Raw genomic sequence first — 18,572 nt, forward strand, 5'->3', positions numbered from 1 at the left:
CGAGATCGAGATCGGGTCGGAGTACGGGGTCAGCGCCGCCGGTACTCCTCCCAGGTGCGGATGGTCGTCCGCGGGCCGTCGTCCGGGCCGCGGTTGGCGAGCCCGTTCAGACCGAGGTAGTAGTCGCCGACCTGGTGCTGGGCCTGGCTGGACAGATCCGTGTCGCTGATCGCGACGGCGTGGATGTGCCAGGGCCAGTCGCCCTGCTGAGGGCTGCGCAGCCAGGCGGCGAAGCCGACGAGACGCAGCGCGCGGACGACGGCGGTGCGGGTGGCGGCGCTCATCCCGTCCACCGAGATGTCGACGACGCCGCCGCCGTCATGGGTGCCGACGGACGTGGGGTCGCCGCCGGGGTTGTACGACCCCTGGTCCAGCGCGAGGTCCCGGCCGAGCAGCCGCTTGGCCTCCGCGAGCATGTCCCGCGTACGGGTGTTGAGCACGGAACCGCCGACGGACACCCGAGCGCCCGGGGTGATGGCCCGGGTGACCGTGAACCGGCCGGCGCCGAGCTTGGTCAGCGACGTCCTGCCCGGCAGGCCGTTGGCGTCGAGGCCGCTGAGGCCGAGCGACTTCTGGTAGTTCGCGTAGGCGGTGACCGTCGTGGTGCCGAAGTAACCGTCCACCCACTTCGCGTCGAGCAGGCGGAGGTCACGCAGCGCCTGCTCGACGAGGAGCACGCCGGCCTTGGCGCCCGGGGTCAGCGTGTTGTCGGGCCGCCGCGGGTCGATCTGGGCCGCCTTGACGGCCGCTTCCATGTTCACGGTCGGAAGGGCCCCAGCGTCGGCCTTCTGTGCCGCCGCCGCCCCGGTCACCCCACTCAGTGGGGCGATCAGGACGGCCGCCGCGAGCAGGGCGGCGCATGAGGACAGCTTCATCGGGTACTCCTGGTTCACGGGGCCGGGCGGCGATTCCGGGGTGGCGGAGTCCAAGGTGGCGGCTCGCCCGCGTGTCCGGTAGGAGATCCGTGTTGTCAGCCTGTTCGACGTGCTCCTGCCTGCGGAATTACACGCCGTCTGACAGGCGGCCGGGTGGCGTCAGCCGCCGAGGCGGATGATCCCCCGGGTGGCCGCCACGGTCACGGCGGCGGTGCGGTCGTCGACGCCGAGCTTGGCGAAGACGTGCAGCAGGTGGGTCTTGACGGTGGCCTCGCTGATGCACAGCTGGGCGGCGATGGCCTTGTTGCTCAGCCCCCGGGCGACCGCGCCCAGGACCTCGATCTCCCGCCCGCTGAGCGCGCCGGGCGCGTCGGCGCGGGCCCACGACAACACCCGGGTCGCGATCGACGGCGACAGGGCGCTCTCCCCCCGTGCCGCCGCCCTGATCGCGGCGAACAGCTGCTCGCGGTGGCTGTCCTTGAGCAGGTAGCCGATCGCGCCGGCGTCGATGGCGCGGGAGATGTCGCCGTCGGTGTCGTACGTCGTCAGCACGATCACCTGCGCGCCGGGGTCGGCCGCGCGGATCCGGCCGATCGCCGCCGCGCCGTCGAGCTCGGGCATCTGCAGGTCCATCAGCGTGACGTCCGGCCGCAGCTCGCGCGCCAGGCGCACCGCGTCCGCGCCGGAGACCGCCTCGCCGACCACCTCCAGGTCGTCCTGCGTCCCGAGCATCGCCCGGATGCCGTCGCGGACCACCGGATGGTCGTCGGCGATCAGCACCCGGATCGCGCTCATCGCGCCCCCACGGGCAGGCTCGCCACGACCGTCGTGCCCTCCCCGGACGCGCTCTCCACGAGCAGCGTGCCGCCGAGCTGCGCCATCCGTTCCGACATGATCAGCAGGCCGTGGCCGGCGGCGGCCCGCCCCGGGTCGAAGCCGTCGCCGTCGTCGTGGACGTCCAGCACGACCAGGTCGTCCATGTACGACAGGGTCAGCGTGACCCGCTCGGCGCGCGCGTGGCGCCGGGCGTTGGCGACCGCTTCCTGCGCCACCCGCAGCAGCTCGACCTGGACCTGCGCGTCCAGGGGCCGCAGCGCGCCGGTGATCACGGCGTGCGCGTCGATGCCGGTCTCGTCGGACAGCCGGCCCGACAGCCGCCGCAGCGCCTCCGGCAGCCCGCCGTCGTCGAGCTCGCCCGGCCGCAGCGCCCGCACCACCCGGCGGCTCTCCGTGAGGTTCTCCCTCGCCGTACGCAACGCCTGCGCCAGGTGCCGGTCGCCGGGCGAGCGCTCCTGCGCCGCCTCCAGCAGCATCACCACGCTGGCGAACCCCTGGGTCAGGCTGTCGTGGATGTCGCGGGCCAGCCGCTGCCGCTCGGCGGCCACGCCCGCCTGCCGTTCGGCCGCCGCCCGCGCCTCCTGGGCGGCCTGCAACTGGTCGATCAGCTCCTTGCGCTCGGCGCTCTGCCGGGCCACGGAGGAGAAGTAGCCCACCGAGGTGGCCGCGCTGACCGCGATCAGCACGGTGATGGCGAGCTCGGTCCAGCTGATCGACCCGCCGTGGTGGTAGCTGTGCCACAACCAGCCCCCGGCGCACGACAGCACCGCGACCAGCCCGATCCGCACGGCGTCCATGCAGTACGGCACCAGCACGCACAGGCAGACCACCAGGAACGACCGGTCGATCGCGAACAGCCCCAGCCAGAGCAGCCCGCCGCCGGCGACGTACGGCAGGGGCACCTCGCCGGCCGGCGGCGTGCGCAGCACGAACCACACCGCGTACCAGGCGGCCAGCCCGGCCACGAGCGCCACCGGCAGGGCCTGGCCCACCTCCGTCAGCGGGCCGGCCGAGGTCAGCACCAGCCACGACCCGAAGAAGGCGTGCTGCCACCGGCGCCGGGACCGCTCCCAGGACTCCACGGGATCGACGATAACCAGCCGTCCGGCGGTCCGGCATCAACCAGTCGACTGACCCGGGAATCGGCGGCCCGCTCGATGCGCGCCCGGCCGCCCCGGGACGAGACTCGGCGGTGTGACAGCCATCCCCAGCCCGCCTCAGGGCGTCTGGCATCTCGGCCCGCTGCCCATTCGGGCGTACTCGCTGCTCATGGTGCTCGCCATCGTCGTCGGCGCCTGGGTCACCCGCCGCCGCTGGGCCGCCCGCGGCGGCGACCCCGACGCGGTCGTGGACATCGCGACCTGGGCCGTGCCGTTCGGCCTGGTCGGGGCGCGTCTCTACCACGTGGCCACCGACTGGCGGCAGTACTTCGGCCCCGGCGGCGAGCCCCTGCGCGCCTTCGCGATCTGGGAGGGCGGGATCAGCATCTGGGGCGCCGTCGCCGGGGGCGCGCTCGGCGCGTGGCTGGCCTGCCGCCGGCGCGGCATCCCGCTGCGCGACTTCGCCGACGCCGTCGCGCCCGGGATCGCGCTCGGGCAGGCCATCGCCCGCTGGGGCAACTGGTTCAACCAGGAGCTGTACGGCAGGCCGACCGACCTGCCCTGGGCCCTGGAGATCGACGCCGCCCACCGGCCGGCCGGCATGGAGTCCACGGCGACGTACCATCCGGCCTTCCTCTACGAGTCGCTGTGGGACCTGGGGGTGGCCGGGCTCGTCCTCTGGGCCGAACGCCGCTTCCACCTGGACCGCGGCCGGACCTTCGCGTTCTACGCCGCGGCCTACGCCACCGGACGCGCCTGGATCGAGTGGCTGCGCGTGGACCCCGCCCCTCTCGTCCTCGGCCTGCGCCTCAACGTCTGGACCGCCCTGCTGACCCTCGGCGCGGCCCTCACGTACCTGACCGTCACGCGCAGGCCCGGTACCCCTGGCTGTACCTCCGTTGGGGCGTAAGGGGGAACGACCGGGAGGGGGCGTCGCTGGTGTGCTGGTGACTGTCCATCAAGCGCTCCCCAAGGGAAGTACCGACATGGCAGTCTTCGTCCGCCGTCGCCCGCTGCTCAGTTTCTTCATCCTGGCCAACCTGTTGAGCTGGGTCGCCTGGTTGCCGTACATCCTGTCGCGGAACGGCACCGGGGTCCTCGACTTCGAGTTCCCCGCCCTGCTCGGCACCTCGCAGCTGCTCGGCATGCTGCCCGGCGCCTACCTCGGCCCGATCTTCTCCGCCTACCTCGTGACCAGGATCGCGGAGGGCAAGGAGGGCGTCCGCCGGTGGGTGGGGCGGATGACCAAGTGGCGGGTGAGCTGGGTCTGGTATCTGGTGACCGCCATCGGCGTCCCCGCCGCCATCATCGTCACCTGCCTCGCCATGACCGACGGGCAGTTCACCGCCCCTCCCGCCGCCGTGCTGGCGGCCTACATCCCGAGCCTGCTGCTCCAGATGGTCACCACCGGGCTGGCGGAGGAGCCCGGCTGGCGTGACTTCGCGCTGGCGCGCATGCAGCGCAGGTTCGGCGCGCTGGGCTCCACGATCATCCTGGGCCCGCTGTGGGGTCTCTGGCACCTGCCGCTGTTCCTGTCGGAGTGGGGCGGGTACCCGGACGTCAGCCTGCTGCGGATCGCCGAGTTCGTGGCGTTCTGCTGCACCTTCAACGTGGTCGTCACCTGGGTCTTCAACCGGACCGGGCAGAGCCTGCCGCTGATCATGCTGCTGCACGTCAGCGTCAACAACTTCATGTCGGTGGCCTTCGCGGAGGTGTTCCCGACGCTCGCCACGCCCGAGCTGGCGTCCCGGGTCACCCTCCTCGCGGGCACCACGGGGGCCGTCGTGGTGCTGATCGCCACCCGAGGCCGCCTGGGCTACCGGCCGCCCGCGGAGCCCGTTCCGGCCGCGGCGGGCACGGAAGCCGTGACGGCCCGATGAGCCGGCGGTAGCCTGTGGCGGACCTGGGAGGTGCGTGCTCATGACGACCGGCGAGAACCGGGCCCCGCGGCGCGTGGACCTGGTCGCCCGGGGTCGTGCCGCACTGGACGCGCTCGAACACCTCGTCGCCGGGATGGGCACGGCGGTCCTGGCGCTGGTGGCGCTCATGTCGGCGGTCGTCACCGGCCTGGCCTGCCTGGTCGGTGTGGGGGTGCCGCTGGTGCCGGCCACGCTGCGCGGCCTGCGCGCGGTGGCGGACAGGGAGCGGGCCAGGCTCTCGCGCTGGGGCCCGGAGGAGCTGGTCGCCGCGTCCCCGCCGCCGGCCGGGCGGCGCGCGGCGCTCGCCGACGGGACGGTGCGGCGGGAGCTGGCCTGGACGGTCGCGCACGGCTCCGCCGGGCTGTTCCTGGGCCTGGTCGCCCTCACCCTCCCGCTGCACGCGGTGCAGGACGTGACCTTCGCGTTGTGGTGGTGGCTGCTGCCTCCCGAGGAGGCCGCGACGGCGGCGTACGGGATGTGGGAGGTCAGGGACGCGGCGGGCGCGCTCGCCGTCGCCGCGCTGGCCCCTGTCGAGATCGCGCTGACCGTGCTCGTCGCACCCTGGATGGCCCGGCTGCAGGCCTGGTCAGGGCGTCGCCTGCTGCGGCCAGGCGCCGACGTGGACCTGCACCTTCGGGTGGCGGAGCTCACCGCGACCCGCGCCGCCGTGCTCGACGCGCACGCCGCCGAGCTGCGCAGGATCGAACGCTCGCTGCACGACGGCACGCAGAACCGGCTCGTCGCCGTCAACGTGCTGCTCGGGGCCGCGCTCAGGGCGCTGGAGCGCGACCCGGCCACCGCCAGGGAGTCGCTCGAACGGGCGCAGAGCGCCGCGGAGCAGGCGCTCGGCGAGCTGCGCGGCGTCGTACGCACCATCCTGCCGCCCGTCCTGACCCACAAGAGCCTCGCCGACGCGCTCGCCGGTCTGGCCGCGGCCTGCCCGGTGCCCTGCCGGATCGACGCCGATCCGCTCATCAGGGCCGCCGCCTCCGTCGAGGCCACCGCCTACTTCGTGGTGGCCGAGGCGCTCACCAACATCGCCAAGCACAGCGAGGCCGGGCGGGCCGTCGTCCGCGTACGCCGCCTCGGCGACCGGCTGCTCCTCCAGGTCACCGACGACGGACGCGGCGGGGCGGACGAGCGCGGCTCCGGGCTCGCCGGCATCCGGGGCCGGGTCGAGGCGCACGACGGGACGTTCACGCTGAGCAGCCCGGCCGGCGGGCCGACGACCCTCGACGTGACCCTGCCCGCGGGGACGTGAGGGTCAGGTGCTCTCCAGGTAGCGCAGCACGGCGGCCACCCGGCGGTCGGTGCCGTCGGCGGGCTGCAGGTCGAGCTTGGCGAAGATGCTCCTGATGTGCTTGTGCACGGCCCCGCCGGTGACGACGAGCCGCTCGGCGATGGCGGAGTTGCCGAGCCCTTCGGCCATGAGGGCCAGCACGTCGCGCTCGCGCGGGCTGAGCCGGTCGAGCGGGTTGCCGGGCCGGTTGCGGGTCAGGAGCTGCGCGACCACCTCGGGGTCGATGGCGGTGCCGCCGTCCGCCACCCGGTGCAGCGCGGTCAGGAACTCCTGGACCCGCCCGACCCGCTCCTTGAGCAGGTAGCCGAGGCGGGCGCTGCCGTGGGCGAGCAGGTCGGTGGCGAACGCCTGCTCGACGTACGCCGACAGGACGAGCACGGCGAGGCCCGGCCTTCGCCGCCTGGCCTCGACGGCCGCCCTGATGCCCTCGTCGGTGTGGGTGGGCGGCATGCGGACGTCCACGATGGCGACGTCCGGCTCGTACGCGGCCACGGCGTCGAGGAATCCGGCCGCGTCAGGGGCGGTCGCCACCACGTCCAGGTCCTCGGCGCGCAGCAGCAGCGCCAGGCCCTCGCGCAGCAGGGGGTCGTCCTCGGCGATCACGATCCGCAAGGCGGCTTCACCTCCAGGCCCGCTGTCACAGTCCTCGCCCTCAGACCCTAGGCCAGCGGGCCCCAGGGGGTAGGAAGGCCGTCAATATTTGGGCTGCGGCCGTATGAAATGCGTCAAGAACCACCAAACCTCCCAATCCGCATCGTTTGCTGGTGACAGGTCCTTCCGGACCTCATCGAGTTGAGGAGTGGGATGGCAGACGTCATCTTCGTGGCCCTGACGATCGCGGTCTTCGCGGTCCTCGGGCTCGTTGTGAAGGCGGTGGAGCGGCTGTGAGCGCCGTCAACGCCGCCGGTCTCGTGATCGCCGTGGCCCTGGTGATCCTCATGGTCGCCGCCCTGCTGTTCCCCGAGCGGTTCTGATGAGCACGACCGCCGCCGGGATGCTCTTCGTCGCGTCCCTGGTCGTCGCGCTGGCGCTGGCGTACCGGCCGCTCGGCGACTACATGGCCCGCGTCTACTCCGCCACCGGGCACAGCCGGCCCGAACGGATGATCTACCGGCTGCTCGGCGTCCACCCCGAGGCCGAGCAGAGCTGGGGCGGGTACGCGCGCGCCCTGCTGGCGTTCTCGGCGGTCTCGGTCCTGGCCGTGTACGCCCTCCAGCGCCTCCAGGACCGGCTGCCGCTGAGCCTCGGCATGGAACCGGTCACCGACCACATCGCCTGGAACACCGCGATCAGCTTCGTCACCAACACCAACTGGCAGTCGTACGCCGGCGAGTCCACCATGGGCCACCTGACCCAGATGGCCGCCCTGGCGGTGCAGAACTTCGTCTCTGCGGCGGCCGGCATGGCGGTGGCGGTCGCCCTGGTGCGCGGGTTCGCCCGCGCCCGGTCCGGCACGATCGGCAACTTCTGGGTGGACCTGGTGCGCGGCGTCCTGCGCGTCCTACTGCCGATCGCGTTCGTCGGCGCGCTGATCCTGGTCGCCGGCGGGCTGGTCCAGAACCTCTCCGCCCCGCACGAGGTGACCACGCTGACCGGCGCGACCCAGGCGGTCACCGGCGGCCCGGTCGCGTCCCAGGAGGCGATCAAGGAGCTGGGCACGAACGGCGGCGGCTTCTACAACGTCAACTCCGCCCACCCCTTCGAGAACGCCGCCGCCTGGACCAACTGGCTGGAGATCTTCCTCATCCTGGTGATCCCGTTCTCGCTCACCCGCACCTTCGGCCGGCTGGTCGGCCAGCTCCGCCAGGGCTACGCGATCCTCGCCGTGATGGGCGTGCTGGCGCTGGCCGGCATCCTGCTCACCAACGTCTTCGAGCTGTCCGGCCACGCCACGGTGCCGCAGGCGGCGGGCGCGGCGATGGAGGGCAAGGAGGTCCGCTTCGGTGTCTCGAACTCCGCCACGTTCGGCGCGGCGACGACGCTCACGAGCACGGGAGCGGTGAACTCCTTCCACGACTCCTACACCCCGTTCGGCGGCATGATGACCATGTTCGACATGATGCTGGGCGAGGTCGCCCCCGGCGGCGTCGGCTCGGGCCTGTACGGCATGCTCGTCCTCGCCGTGATCACGGTGTTCGTGGCCGGGCTGATGGTCGGCCGCACCCCCGAGTACCTGGGCAAGAAGATCCGCGCCCGCGAGATCAAGCTCTCCTCGCTCTACTTCCTGGTCACCCCGGTCCTGGTGCTGGTCGGCACGGCGTCCGCGATGGGCTCGGCCGAGCGGCGCGCGAGCATGCTGAACACCGGCCCGCACGGCCTGTCCGAGGTCCTGTACGCCTTCACCAGCGCCGCCAACAACAACGGCTCCGCCTTCGCCGGCCTCACCGTCAACACCCCCTGGTACGACGTGGCGCTCGGCCTGTGCATGGCCTTCGGCCGGTTCGTACCGATCATCCTGGTGCTGGCCCTGGCCGGCTCGCTGGCCGCGCAGTCTCCGGTCCCCGAGGGCGCGGGCACGCTGCCGACGTACCGGCCGCAGTTCGTCGGCATGGTCATCGGCGTGACGCTCATCCTGGTCGCCCTCACCTTCCTCCCCGCCCTGGCGCTCGGACCGATCGCGGAAGGACTGTCCTGACATGCCGGCCCCCATGCTCGACCCGGAGCAGCTGATCCGTTCACTGCCGGGCGCGCTGAAGAAGCTCGACCCGTTCACCCTGTGGCGCAACCCGGTGATGTTCGTGGTGGAGGTCGGCGCGGTCTTCACCACCGTCCTCGCCGTGCTCGACTCCTCGGTCTTCGCCTGGGCGATCGTGGCCTGGCTGTGGCTGACCGTCGTCTTCGCCAACCTGGCCGAGGCGATGGCCGAGGGCCGCGGCAAGGCCCAGGCGGCCACGCTGCGCAGGGCCAAGACGGACACCCAGGCCCGCCGGCTGGCGGACCCGGCCGACCCCACGCGCTGGGACGTCATCCGCGCGCCCGAGCTGCGGCAGGGCGACCACGTGATCGTCGAGGCGGGGGAGACCATCCCCGGGGACGGCGACGTCGTGGACGGCATCGCCAGCGTGGACGAGTCGGCCATCACCGGCGAGTCCGCCCCCGTCATCCGCGAGTCCGGCGGCGACCGCTCCGGGGTCACGGGCGGCACGAAGGTGCTGTCCGACCGGATCATCGTCAGAATCACCCAGAAGCCCGGCGAGAGCTTCGTGGACCGGATGATCGCCCTGGTCGAGGGCGCGAACCGGCAGAAGACGCCCAACGAGATCGCGCTCAACATCCTGCTGGCCGCGCTGACGGTCATCTTCCTGGTCGCCACCGTGACCATGCAGCCGCTCGCGATCTACTCCAAGCTCGTCAACCCCGGCGTCGCCGACGCGCCCGCCCTCGACGCGAACGGCGTCACCGGCGTGGTGCTGGTCTCGCTGCTGGTCTGCCTCATCCCGACCACGATCGGCGCGCTGCTGTCGGCCATCGGCATCGCCGGCATGGACCGCCTGGTCCAGCGCAACGTGCTCGCCATGTCGGGCCGGGCGGTGGAGGCCGCGGGCGACGTCTCGACGCTGCTGCTGGACAAGACGGGCACGATCACCCTGGGCAACCGGCAGGCCGCCGCGTTCGTCCCGGTCCGCGGCGTCAGCGCGGCCGAGCTGGCCGAGGCCGCGCAGTTGTCCAGCCTGGCCGACGACACCCCCGAGGGCCGCTCCATCGTCGTGTTCGCCAAGCAGCGCTTCGGCCTGCGCGAGCGCGGGCCGGGGGAGCTGGCGCACGCCGAGTGGGTGCCGTTCACGGCGCAGACCCGGATGTCCGGGGTGAACGTGGACGGGCGCGAGGTCCGCAAAGGCGCGGCCACGGCGGTCATGAAGTGGGTGCGCGACGCCGGCGGCCATCCCGTCGAGGAGGCCGGCCACGTGGTGGACGGCATCTCCGCCTCCGGCGGCACGCCGCTGGTGGTGGCGGAGCGAGGCCGCGTCCTGGGCGTCATCCACCTGAAGGACGTGGTCAAGGAGGGCATGCGCGAGCGGTTCGACGAGATGCGCAGGATGGGCATCAGGACCGTCATGATCACCGGCGACAACCCGCTGACCGCCAGGGCCATCGCCGACGAGGCCGGCGTGGACGACTTCCTGGCCGAGGCCACCCCCGAGGACAAGCTCGCCCTGATCAGGCGGGAACAGGAGGGCGGCCGGCTGGTGGCGATGACCGGCGACGGCACCAACGACGCCCCGGCCCTCGCCCAGTCGGACGTCGGCGTGGCCATGAACACCGGCACCTCCGCCGCCAAGGAGGCCGGCAACATGGTCGACCTCGACTCCAACCCGACCAAGCTCATCGAGATCGTCGAGATCGGCAAACAGCTCCTCATCACGCGCGGCGCGCTGACCACGTTCTCCATCGCCAACGACGTCGCGAAGTACTTCGCGATCATCCCGGCCGTGTTCGCGGCCGTCTATCCGGGTCTGGACGCGCTGAACGTCATGCGCCTGGCCAGCCCGCAGTCCGCCATCCTGGCCGCGGTCGTGTTCAACGCGCTGGTCATCGTCGCGCTGATCCCGCTCGCCCTGCGCGGCGTGCGCTACCGGCCGTCCAGCGCCTCCAAACTGCTGTCCCGCAACCTCTACGTCTACGGCCTCGGCGGCGTCGTCGCGCCCTTCGTCGGCATCAAGGTCATCGACCTGCTGCTCCAGCTCCTCCCGGGGATGTCCTAGATGAAACACCTGCCGAACCCGCTGCGCCGGCACCTCGCCGCGCTCCGCACGCTCGCCGTGCTCACCGTCCTGCTCGGCCTGATCTATCCGCTGGTCGTCACCGGCCTCGCCCAGGTGCTCTTCCACGACCAGGCGAACGGCTCCGTCATCAGGGGCGTGGGCAGCTCGCTCATCGGCCAGTCCTTCACCGACGCCGCCGGCCGTCCGGTCAGGAAGTACTTCCAGTCCCGCCCGTCGGCCGCCGGCTACGACCCGATGTCCACCTCGGCGAGCAACCTCGGCCCCGAGGACGTCATCGACGTCGCACAGGGCAGGCGGTCGCTGCTCACGCAGGTGTGCGCCCGGTCCAGGGCGGCCGGCGAGCTGGAGGGCGTCAGCGGCGCCCGCCCGTACTGCACGCCCGACGGGGTCGGCGCGGTGCTCAAGGTCTTCCCCGGCCGCGCCGTCAGCGTCAACCAGCCCTGCCCCGCCGTCCCCTTCGTCGCCACCTATCAGGGCGTACGGGTCGAGTGCGCCAGGCCGGGGGAGGACTACGCGGCCGGCCGCACCGTGCCCGTCCGCGGGAACGCCCCCGCGTCCCCCGCCGTCCCCGCCGACGCGGTCACGGCGAGCGGCTCCGGCCTGGACCCGCACATCTCGCCGGCCTATGCCGCGCTCCAGGCCCCGCGCGTGGCGAGGGAGCGCGGCCTGCCCCTCGACCGGGTGAGGGCGCTGATCGAGGAGCACACCACGGGGCGCATACTGGGCTTCATGGGCGAACCCGCCGTCAACGTGCTCGAACTCAACCTCGCCCTCGACGAGGGCTGACGTGCGAGGACGGCTACGGGTCTACCTCGGGGCGGCCCCCGGGGTGGGCAAGACGTACGCGATGCTCAGCGAGGGCCGCCGCGCGCTCGAACGCGGCCGTGACGTGGTCGTGGGCCTGGTCGAGACGCACGGCCGGCCCCGTACGGCCGCCTTGCTGGAAGGCATGGAGATCGTCCCGCGCAGGACCGTCCGCTATCGCGGGGCCGCCTTCACCGAGCTGGACGTGCGGGCGGTCATCGAACGCCGGCCGAAGGTCGCGCTGATCGACGAGCTGGCCCACACCAACGCGCCGGGCTCGGGGAACGTCAAGCGCTGGCAGGACATCGACGAGATCCTGGACGCCGGCATCGACGTCATCTCCACGGTCAACATCCAGCACCTGGAGTCGCTCAACGACGTCGTCCAGGAGATCACGGGGGTTCCGCAGCGCGAGACCGTGCCCGACGAGGTGGTGCGCAGGGCCGACCAGATCGAGCTGGTCGACATGTCCCCGGAGGCGCTGCGCAGGCGCATGGCGCACGGCAACGTGTACGCCCCTGAGAAGGTCAGCGCGGCCATGTCGAACTACTTCCGCGTCGGCAACCTCACCGCGCTGCGCGAGCTGGCCCTGCTCTGGGCCGCCGGCAAGGTCGACGACCAGCTCGACCGCTACCGCGCCGACCACGGCATCGCCGACACGTGGGAGACCAGGGAGCGGGTCGTGGTCGCCCTGACCGGCGGCCCGGAGGGCGACACCCTGGTGCGCAGGGCGGCGCGCATCGCGGCCCGCACCAAGGGCGCCGACCTGCTGGCCGTCCACGTGGTCAGCGCCGACGGGCTGGCCGGCGCGGACCCGGCCAGCCTGGCCCGCCAGCGCGCCCTCGTGGAGAGCATGGGCGGCTCCTACCACCAGGTCGTGGGCGGCGACGTGCCGCGGGCGCTGCTCGACTTCGCCCGCGGCGTCAACGCCACGCAGCTCGTGCTCGGCGCCTCCCGCCGGGGCCGGTTCGCGCAGATCCTCGCGCGCGGCGTCGGCGTGGAGACCATCAGCCTGTCCGGCTCGATCGACGTCCACCTCGTCACCCACGAGGAGGCCAAGAAGGGCCGCAGGCGGCCGGAACGCGCCCGCGCCGCCCTGACCCGCGAACGGCGGCTGACCGGCTGGGCCGTCGCGATGGCCGGGCTGCCGGCGCTGACCGCCGCGCTCGTCCCCTTCCGCGACGTGCTGCGGCTGCCGAACGAGATCCTGCTGTTCCTGCTCCTGGTCGTCGGCGTCGCCCTCGTGGGCGGCATGTGGCCGGCCATCGCCGCGGCCGTCGGCGCGTCGCTGCTGCTCAACTGGTTCTTCACCCCGCCCGTCGGGCGCGTCACCATCGCCGATCCGGAGAACCTGTTCGCGTTGATCGTGTTCGTGCTGGTCGCGGCCGCGGTCAGCACGATCGTGGACGTGGCCGCCCGGCGTACCCGGCAGGCCGCCCGCGCCGCCGCGGAGGCCGAGGTGCTGTCCACGCTGGCCGGGCACGTGCTGCGCGGCGAGGCCGCGCTGCCGTCCCTGCTGGGACGGCTGCGCGAGACGTTCGGGCTCGACTCGGTCACCCTGCTCGAACGCGTCGGCGACCCCACTCCCGAGGACCGGGGCGACCCCCGCGCCTGGCGCATCATCGCCACCTCGGGAGGCGCCCCCTGCACCGCGCCCGCCGACGCGGACACCGACGTCGTGATCGGCGACGAGCTGGTGCTCGCGGCCCGTGGCCGGCTGCTCAACGCCGGCGACCGGCGGGTGCTGGAGGCGTTCGCCGCCGAGGCGGCCGTCGCGCTGCGCCAGGAACGCCTGGAGGAGGAGGCCGAGCTGGCCAGGCCGCTCGCCGAGGCCGACAAGATGCGCACCGCGCTGCTCGCCGCCGTCAGCCACGACCTGCGCACCCCGCTCTCGGCCGCCAAGGCGGCCGTCGAGAGCCTGCGCGGCAGCGAGGTGGAGTGGACGGACGAGGACCGCGAGGAGCTGCTCGCCACCGCCGACGAGTCCCTGACCAGGCTCGGCCGGCTCGTGGACAACCTGCTCGACATGAGCCGCCTCCAGGCCGGGGTCCTCGGCCTGGCGCTCCAGCCCGTGGCGCTGGAGGAGGTCGTGCCCCGGGCCGTGGACGATCTCGGGCCGCTGTGCGACCACGTGGAGGACGACGTGCCCGTCGAGCTGCCCGACGTCGTCGCCGACCCGGCGCTGCTGGAACGCGTGCTCGCCAACCTCATCGCCAACGCCGTCCGCTACAGCCCGCCCGGCTCCAAGGTGCTGGTCACCGCCGGCCGGCACGGCGACCAGGTCGAGATCAGGGTCGCCGACCGCGGCCCCGGCATCCCGCCGCAGGACCACGAGCGGGTGTTCTTGCCGTTCCAGCGGCTCGGCGACCGCGACAACGGCACCGGCGTCGGTCTCGGCCTCGCGCTCTCGCGCGGGCTCACCGAGGCCATGGGCGGGACCCTCATCCCCGAGGAGACGCCAGGAGGAGGTCTCACGATGATCGTCAACCTGCCGGTCCACAGCGGGGCGGCGGCGCCATGACCAGGATCCTGGTCGTGGACGACGAGCCGCAGATCCTGCGCGCGCTCCGCATCAACCTGGCCGCCCGTCACTACGAGGTCGCGGTCGCCGCCGACGGCTCCTCCGCGCTGCGCCAGGCCGCCGAATGGCGTCCCGACCTCATCGTCCTCGACCTCGGCCTGCCCGACATCGACGGGGTGGACGTCATCCACGGGCTGCGCGGCTGGACCCGCGTCCCCATCGTCGTCCTGTCCGGCCGGGCCGGGAACGAGGACAAGGTCGGCGCCCTGGACGCCGGCGCCGACGACTACGTGACGAAACCCTTCGGGATCGACGAGCTCCTGGCCCGCATCCGCGCCGTCTCCCGCCGCACCAGCGTGCAGGAGGCCGAGCCGGCCGCCGTCCGCCTCGGCGACCGTACCGTGGACCTGGTCGGCAAGACCGTCTCCGGCGGGATCAGGCTCACCCCCACGGAGTGGCACATCCTGGAGATCCTGCTGCGCAACCCCGGCAAGCTCATCCCCCAGCGCTACCTGCTCACCCAGGTGTGGGGCAGCAAGCACGTCAAGGAGACCCACTACCTGCGCCAGTACATGGCCCAGCTCCGCAGGAAGCTCGAACGCGACCCCGCGCACCCCCGGCACCTGATCACCGAACCGGGCATGGGCTACCGCTACGTGCCTTGAGGGGTCCGCTCGAGTACCAGCTCGACGCCGTGCAGGAACGTCTCGCCGACCGCCACCGGGTCGGTCAGGCAGCCCGCCGCCATCGCGCCGTCGCGCAGCATGACGACGTGCCGGCCCGCGGGCTCGGGCGGCGTCTCCCCGGCCCGCGCGAGCAGGTCGGTGACGGTGCTCAGGAACCACTCGCGGTGCGCGAGCACGGCCCGGTGCACGGGATGCTCGGGGTCCGGATATTCGGCCACGGCGTTGAGGAAGGCGCAGCCGCGGAACCCGGGCGACCGGATGTCCTCGGCGATCGACCTGGCGACGGCCCGCAGGACGTCGGCCGCCGGCCGGCCGCTGCCGAGCGCTTCGCCGACCCGGTCGCGGATGGCCTGGTCGGCGCCGCGCAGGTAGGCGACGACGAGCTCGTCCTTGCTGGGGAAGTGCCGGTACAGCGTCGCGCGGGTCACCTTCGCCTCCGCGACGATCCGGTCGATCCCGACGGCGTGCAGCCCTTCCGCGTAGAAGAGCCGGGTGGCGGTCCCGAGCAGCCGTGCTCGCGCTTCTGACGTGTTCTGCACCATCGCAGGGAGCGTAGCAGATAGAACGTTCGGTCTTGACAGCCGGGAAGCCCGCTGCCACCCTTACCGACGACAAGACCGAACGTTCTATCTCTCCTGCGAAGGGGAACCCCGTGAGCACCGTCACCGCCTCCACTTCCGCCGCCGCCTCCCTGCGGCGGCTGTACTTCGTCCGTTTCGGCTTCGCGCTCGTCTGGGCCGGCCTGCTGGCCGCGACCGCGTCGGGCCTCGGGCCGGTCAGCGTCGCCCTGCTGGTGCTCTACCCCCTGTTCGACGGGGTCGCGGCCATCGTCGACGCCCGCTCGTCGAAGGCGACGGGCCCGGCACTGGGCCTGTACGCGAACATCGTGATCAGCTGGGCCACCGCCGTCGGCCTGGCCTTCGCCGCCGGGTCCGGCATCCCGGCCGTCCTGCGCGTGTGGGGCGCATGGGCCGTCGTGTCCGGCCTGCTCCAGCTCGCCGTCGGCGTGATCCGCCGGCACCTCGGCGGTGGCCACTGGCCGGTGATCGTCAGCGGCGCCATCTCGACGGTCGCGGGGACCTCGTTCGTCCTGCAGGCCACCCAGGAGAGCGCGTCGCTGGTCAGCCTCGCCGGCTACGCCACGCTCGGCGGCCTGTTCTTCCTGGCCTCGGCGCTGCGCCTCGGCCGGGTCACCCGCTGAGCGGGCGCGGGAAGGCGTCCTTCTGGCAGGCTGTCGGCCGTGAACCCGCGTACGAAGACCTGGTGGTTATGGGCGGGCGTGGCGGCCGGGGCGGCCCTGCTGGTCGCCGCCGCGGTGCGACTGTGGCTGCTGCATCCCGGCGACGTGGACCCGGTCAGCGCCGTGTTCGCGCTGGTGGGAACGGCTGTCAGCGCGATCTCGTGGTGGCGGGCGCAACGGCTGGCCGACGCCGACGTGTCGAACGCGATGACGCTGCTGGCCGGGCGCGTGCTGGCCGAGGAGCGGGCGCAGCGGGCGCAGCTGCTCGGCCCCAAGGGCAAGGACGTGCTCATCGACGTCGACTTCTGCTTCCACCCCACCGGTGGTGCCGTCTCCGCCCCGGCGAAGGGCGACCTGGGACACGTGGCCGACTACTTCCGCGGCCTGCCGGCGCCACGGCGGCTCGTGATCTCCGGGGTGGCGGGGTCGGGCAAGACCGTCCTCGCGATCGAGCTGATCCTGGAACTGCTCGGCGACAGGCAGCCCGACGACCCCGTCCCGGTACGGATCTCGGCGACGAGCCTGGATCCCGACCTGCCGGTGGAGGACCTGCTGGCCCGGCACCTGACCGCGACGTTCGACCTGAAGCCGGTGACCGCGCGCGCGCTCGTGAAGGCCGGCAAGATCCTGCCCGTCATCGACGGGCTGGACGAGATGGACGAGACCGACAAGCCGGGCTACGGCTCGCGGGCCGCCCGCGCGCTGCGCGCGCTGGAGGACTACGAGCACGGGCCGGAGCGCTGCAGCCTGGTGGTGACCTGCCGCACGGGCCAGTACGACGCCCTGGTCGCCGACCGGGCCACCCCCCGGGGCGCCGTCCGCGTCACCGTGAAGGAGGTGGCCGGCGACAAGGCGTGGCAGTTCATCCAGGAATTCACCGACCAGGAGGACCCGGACCGCTGGCGGCCGGTCCTGGACGCGCTCACCCGCCCCGGTGACGTCCTGGCCGACGCGCTCGGCACCCCGTGGCGGCTGACCCTGGCGGTCACCGTCTACGAGGAACGCGACCCCCTCACCGGGCGCTACGTGCGCTCCCCGCGGGACCTCACGAAGTTCACCGACGAGCCGTCCGTACAAGAGCATCTTCTCGACCTGTTCATCCCCGCCCGCCTGGCCGCGACGGATCCCAAGGGAAAGGGGCCGACCGCCGAGCAGACCCACGCCTGGCTGGCCGTCCTCGCCGGTCATCTGCACCGCAACAAGAGTCGGCCGCCGTTCCACGGACGCGTGCTGTCCAGCACCGATCTCGTCCTGCACGAGCTGTGGCCGCTGGCGGGAGACCGTCCGCGGGCCATCGGCGCGCTGGTGGCCCTGGCCACCGGTCTTCCCGGGGTCGCCGTCGTCGTCGCCGGCTTCGTCCTGGTGCTCTCGCAGCTCGACGTCGTGGACGGCAAGGTGTCGGGCCAGACGGTGATGGCGCTGGGGCTGCTCCTTCTGCCGGGCGTGGTGGCTCTGCGGCTGCTGAAGGAGCCTTTCGACGCCTGGCGGGAGGTGTGGTCCCCGGCGGACGAGATCGGCTTCCGCGGGGTCCGCGGCGTACGCGACCGCGGGAGCGCCGTGGTGGAGGGCGTGCTCGCGGCGGCGGGCGGCTCGCTGGCGGGAGTGGCGGTGGGCATGAAGCTCGGCGTCGAGGTTCCGCTGTGGGTGTCGATCGGGTTCGGCCTCCTGCTCGGAGCCGGGATGGCGAGCGGGAGGAGCGGGGGGGACGGCCCCGCCGGTCCGCGCAGGGGCGTCGAGGCGCGGACGATCGTCAGGAACGACGCCGTGCTGACCCTCGTGGCCGCCCTCACCTTCGGCCCGGGGTTCGGGTTCCTCCTCGGCGTCTGGTTCGCGGGGCTGCTGGACGGGCTCCCGGTCGTGACGGCGGTCGCGGCGGGCGCGGTGTTCGGGATGTCCCTCGTGGCGTCCTGGTCCCCGGTGCTGTCGCGCCGCTACCTGGGGCTTCTCCTGGCGACGCGGGGCCGGCTGCCGTGGCGGCTGGGCCGCTTCCTGCACCGGTGTTACGACGCGGGACTGCTGCGGATCTCCGGGATCGCCTACCAGTTCCGCCACCGTGAGCTCCAGGACCACCTGGCCGCGCACCCCGTGCTCCGCGACGACAGGTGAGGGGCCCCCGCCCGCTCAACACGCGCTCAACAGGGGGTCAACAGCGGCCGCCCTACCTTTCTCTCACACCGACAGGCGCGACGAGAGAGGACAGCACGATGAAGCTGGCAGTGAAGCTGGGAACCGTGGTCGCGGCGAGCGCCGCATCGCTGACCCTGGCGGGCATGTCGCCGAACGCGGCCATGGCCGCCCCCACCACGACGACCGCCATGACCGCGGCCACCCCCGCCGTCGCGGCGGTCGCCGCCGCACCCCGCCCCAGCGTCCGGTGGCTCTGCGGCAAGCGGGTCGTCAGGAAGCTCATCCCGGCCTGCTCCCACGGCAAGTGGGAGCCGACGACGATCAAGAAGATGCGGTGCCTCCAGGGGCACGGACCCTACGTGGGGTGGACCGGCCCGGCGAAGCTCGCGTACTGGGCGAACAGGTGCTTCAAGACCAGCGAGTGGGAGAAGTGGTGACC

17 protein-coding genes are annotated in these 18,572 nt (G+C 72.9%); 12 read left to right on the forward strand and 5 right to left on the reverse strand.

Going from position 1 to position 18,572, the window contains the following annotated elements:
• Positions 1-29 precede the first annotated feature (29 nt).
• The 3 genes from AC27IY_RS19485 to AC27IY_RS19495 all read right to left on the reverse strand — a co-directional run bounded on the left by AC27IY_RS19485 (position 30) and on the right by AC27IY_RS19495 (position 2,794).
• Positions 30-875, reverse strand: coding sequence for a peptidoglycan-binding domain-containing protein (locus AC27IY_RS19485; protein ID WP_423477310.1), 846 nt, complete (start codon positions 873-875; stop codon positions 30-32).
• A 159-nt stretch (positions 876-1,034) separates the two neighbouring features.
• The gene (locus AC27IY_RS19490; protein ID WP_449950002.1) at positions 1,035-1,670 is read right to left on the reverse strand and encodes a response regulator; all 636 of its coding nucleotides are present in this window, start codon (positions 1,668-1,670) and stop codon (positions 1,035-1,037) included.
• Positions 1,667-2,794: a sensor histidine kinase gene (locus AC27IY_RS19495; protein ID WP_364463212.1), complete on the reverse strand. Its 1,128-nt coding sequence runs from the start codon at positions 2,792-2,794 to the stop codon at positions 1,667-1,669. The genes AC27IY_RS19490 and AC27IY_RS19495 overlap by 4 nt, the downstream gene beginning before the upstream one ends.
• A 112-nt stretch (positions 2,795-2,906) precedes the next feature.
• On the opposite strand from AC27IY_RS19495, the gene lgt reads away from it, so the two are divergent.
• From lgt to AC27IY_RS19510, 3 genes are all read left to right on the forward strand, one after another.
• On the forward strand, positions 2,907-3,722 hold the full coding sequence (gene lgt, locus AC27IY_RS19500; RefSeq protein WP_449950008.1) for a prolipoprotein diacylglyceryl transferase: 816 nt from the start codon (positions 2,907-2,909) through the stop codon (positions 3,720-3,722).
• Positions 3,723-3,798: 76 nt separating this feature from the next.
• Positions 3,799-4,692 (forward strand): CPBP family glutamic-type intramembrane protease, encoded by an 894-nt coding sequence (locus tag AC27IY_RS19505; protein WP_449950011.1) that lies wholly within the window; start codon positions 3,799-3,801, stop codon positions 4,690-4,692.
• A 40-nt stretch (positions 4,693-4,732) separates the two neighbouring features.
• Positions 4,733-5,992 (forward strand): sensor histidine kinase, encoded by a 1,260-nt coding sequence (locus AC27IY_RS19510; RefSeq protein WP_487178765.1) that lies wholly within the window; start codon positions 4,733-4,735, stop codon positions 5,990-5,992.
• Positions 5,993-5,995: 3 nt separating this feature from the next.
• On the opposite strand, the gene AC27IY_RS19515 is transcribed toward AC27IY_RS19510, so the two are convergent.
• A complete protein-coding gene (locus tag AC27IY_RS19515; protein WP_344213196.1) occupies positions 5,996-6,643 on the reverse strand; it encodes a response regulator in 648 nt (215 codons plus the stop codon).
• Between the two features lie 272 nt (positions 6,644-6,915).
• On the opposite strand from AC27IY_RS19515, the gene AC27IY_RS19520 reads away from it, so the two are divergent.
• The 6 genes from AC27IY_RS19520 (at position 6,916) to AC27IY_RS19545 (ending at position 14,745) form a co-directional block, all read left to right on the forward strand.
• Positions 6,916-7,005, forward strand: coding sequence for a potassium-transporting ATPase subunit F (locus AC27IY_RS19520; protein ID WP_344213194.1), 90 nt, complete (start codon positions 6,916-6,918; stop codon positions 7,003-7,005).
• Positions 7,005-8,666, forward strand: a complete 1,662-nt coding sequence (kdpA, locus tag AC27IY_RS19525; protein WP_487178766.1) for a potassium-transporting ATPase subunit KdpA — start codon at positions 7,005-7,007, stop codon at positions 8,664-8,666. The genes AC27IY_RS19520 and kdpA overlap by 1 nt, the downstream gene beginning before the upstream one ends.
• Before the next feature lies 1 nt (position 8,667).
• The gene (gene kdpB, locus AC27IY_RS19530; protein WP_423477301.1) at positions 8,668-10,734 is read left to right on the forward strand and encodes a potassium-transporting ATPase subunit KdpB; all 2,067 of its coding nucleotides are present in this window, start codon (positions 8,668-8,670) and stop codon (positions 10,732-10,734) included.
• Positions 10,735-11,541, forward strand: a complete 807-nt coding sequence (locus AC27IY_RS19535) for a potassium-transporting ATPase subunit C (protein WP_423451798.1) — start codon at positions 10,735-10,737, stop codon at positions 11,539-11,541.
• Between the two features lie 61 nt (positions 11,542-11,602).
• A complete protein-coding gene (locus tag AC27IY_RS19540) occupies positions 11,603-14,080 on the forward strand; it encodes a DUF4118 domain-containing protein (RefSeq protein WP_423477522.1) in 2,478 nt (825 codons plus the stop codon).
• Complete coding sequence (locus AC27IY_RS19545) at positions 14,077-14,745, forward strand: response regulator (protein WP_344213183.1); 669 nt, start codon at positions 14,077-14,079, stop codon at positions 14,743-14,745. The genes AC27IY_RS19540 and AC27IY_RS19545 overlap by 4 nt, the downstream gene beginning before the upstream one ends.
• Here the strand turns inward: AC27IY_RS19545 and AC27IY_RS19550 are convergent.
• Positions 14,733-15,308, reverse strand: coding sequence for a TetR/AcrR family transcriptional regulator (locus AC27IY_RS19550; RefSeq protein WP_487178767.1), 576 nt, complete (start codon positions 15,306-15,308; stop codon positions 14,733-14,735). The two genes, AC27IY_RS19545 and AC27IY_RS19550, sit on opposite strands and share 13 nt — an antisense overlap.
• Before the next feature lie 110 nt (positions 15,309-15,418).
• Between AC27IY_RS19550 and AC27IY_RS19555 the strand changes: the two genes are divergently transcribed.
• The 3 genes from AC27IY_RS19555 (at position 15,419) to AC27IY_RS19565 (ending at position 18,570) form a co-directional block, all read left to right on the forward strand.
• The gene (locus AC27IY_RS19555; RefSeq protein WP_423477298.1) at positions 15,419-15,967 is read left to right on the forward strand and encodes a hypothetical protein; all 549 of its coding nucleotides are present in this window, start codon (positions 15,419-15,421) and stop codon (positions 15,965-15,967) included.
• Between the two features lie 39 nt (positions 15,968-16,006).
• Complete coding sequence (locus tag AC27IY_RS19560; protein ID WP_423477297.1) at positions 16,007-18,112, forward strand: NACHT domain-containing protein; 2,106 nt, start codon at positions 16,007-16,009, stop codon at positions 18,110-18,112.
• A gap of 98 nt (positions 18,113-18,210) precedes the next feature.
• Entirely contained in the window at positions 18,211-18,570 is a 360-nt protein-coding gene (locus tag AC27IY_RS19565; protein ID WP_344213174.1) for a hypothetical protein, read from the forward strand.
• The last annotated feature ends 2 nt before the right edge of the window (positions 18,571-18,572 follow it).

It is taken from the genome of Nonomuraea sp. B208 (assembly GCF_057536035.1).

Bases quoted from the DNA above. Each gene is read 5' to 3' on its own strand.
- AC27IY_RS19485 (WP_423477310.1), bottom strand. From the start codon at position 875: ATGAAGCTGTCCTCATGCGCCGCCCTGCTCGCGGCGGCCGTCCTGATC.
- AC27IY_RS19490 (WP_449950002.1), bottom strand. From the start codon at position 1,670: ATGAGCGCGATCCGGGTGCTGATCGCCGACGACCATCCGGTGGTCCGC.
- AC27IY_RS19505 (WP_449950011.1), top strand. From the start codon at position 3,799: ATGGCAGTCTTCGTCCGCCGTCGCCCGCTGCTCAGTTTCTTCATCCTG.
- AC27IY_RS19510 (WP_487178765.1), top strand. From the start codon at position 4,733: ATGACGACCGGCGAGAACCGGGCCCCGCGGCGCGTGGACCTGGTCGCC.
- kdpA (WP_487178766.1), top strand. From the start codon at position 7,005: ATGAGCACGACCGCCGCCGGGATGCTCTTCGTCGCGTCCCTGGTCGTC.
- kdpB (WP_423477301.1), top strand. From the start codon at position 8,668: ATGCCGGCCCCCATGCTCGACCCGGAGCAGCTGATCCGTTCACTGCCG.
- AC27IY_RS19535 (WP_423451798.1), top strand. From the start codon at position 10,735: ATGAAACACCTGCCGAACCCGCTGCGCCGGCACCTCGCCGCGCTCCGC.
- AC27IY_RS19540 (WP_423477522.1), top strand. From the start codon at position 11,603: ATGCTCAGCGAGGGCCGCCGCGCGCTCGAACGCGGCCGTGACGTGGTC.
- AC27IY_RS19545 (WP_344213183.1), top strand. From the start codon at position 14,077: ATGACCAGGATCCTGGTCGTGGACGACGAGCCGCAGATCCTGCGCGCG.
- AC27IY_RS19550 (WP_487178767.1), bottom strand. From the start codon at position 15,308: ATGGTGCAGAACACGTCAGAAGCGCGAGCACGGCTGCTCGGGACCGCC.
- AC27IY_RS19565 (WP_344213174.1), top strand. From the start codon at position 18,211: ATGAAGCTGGCAGTGAAGCTGGGAACCGTGGTCGCGGCGAGCGCCGCA.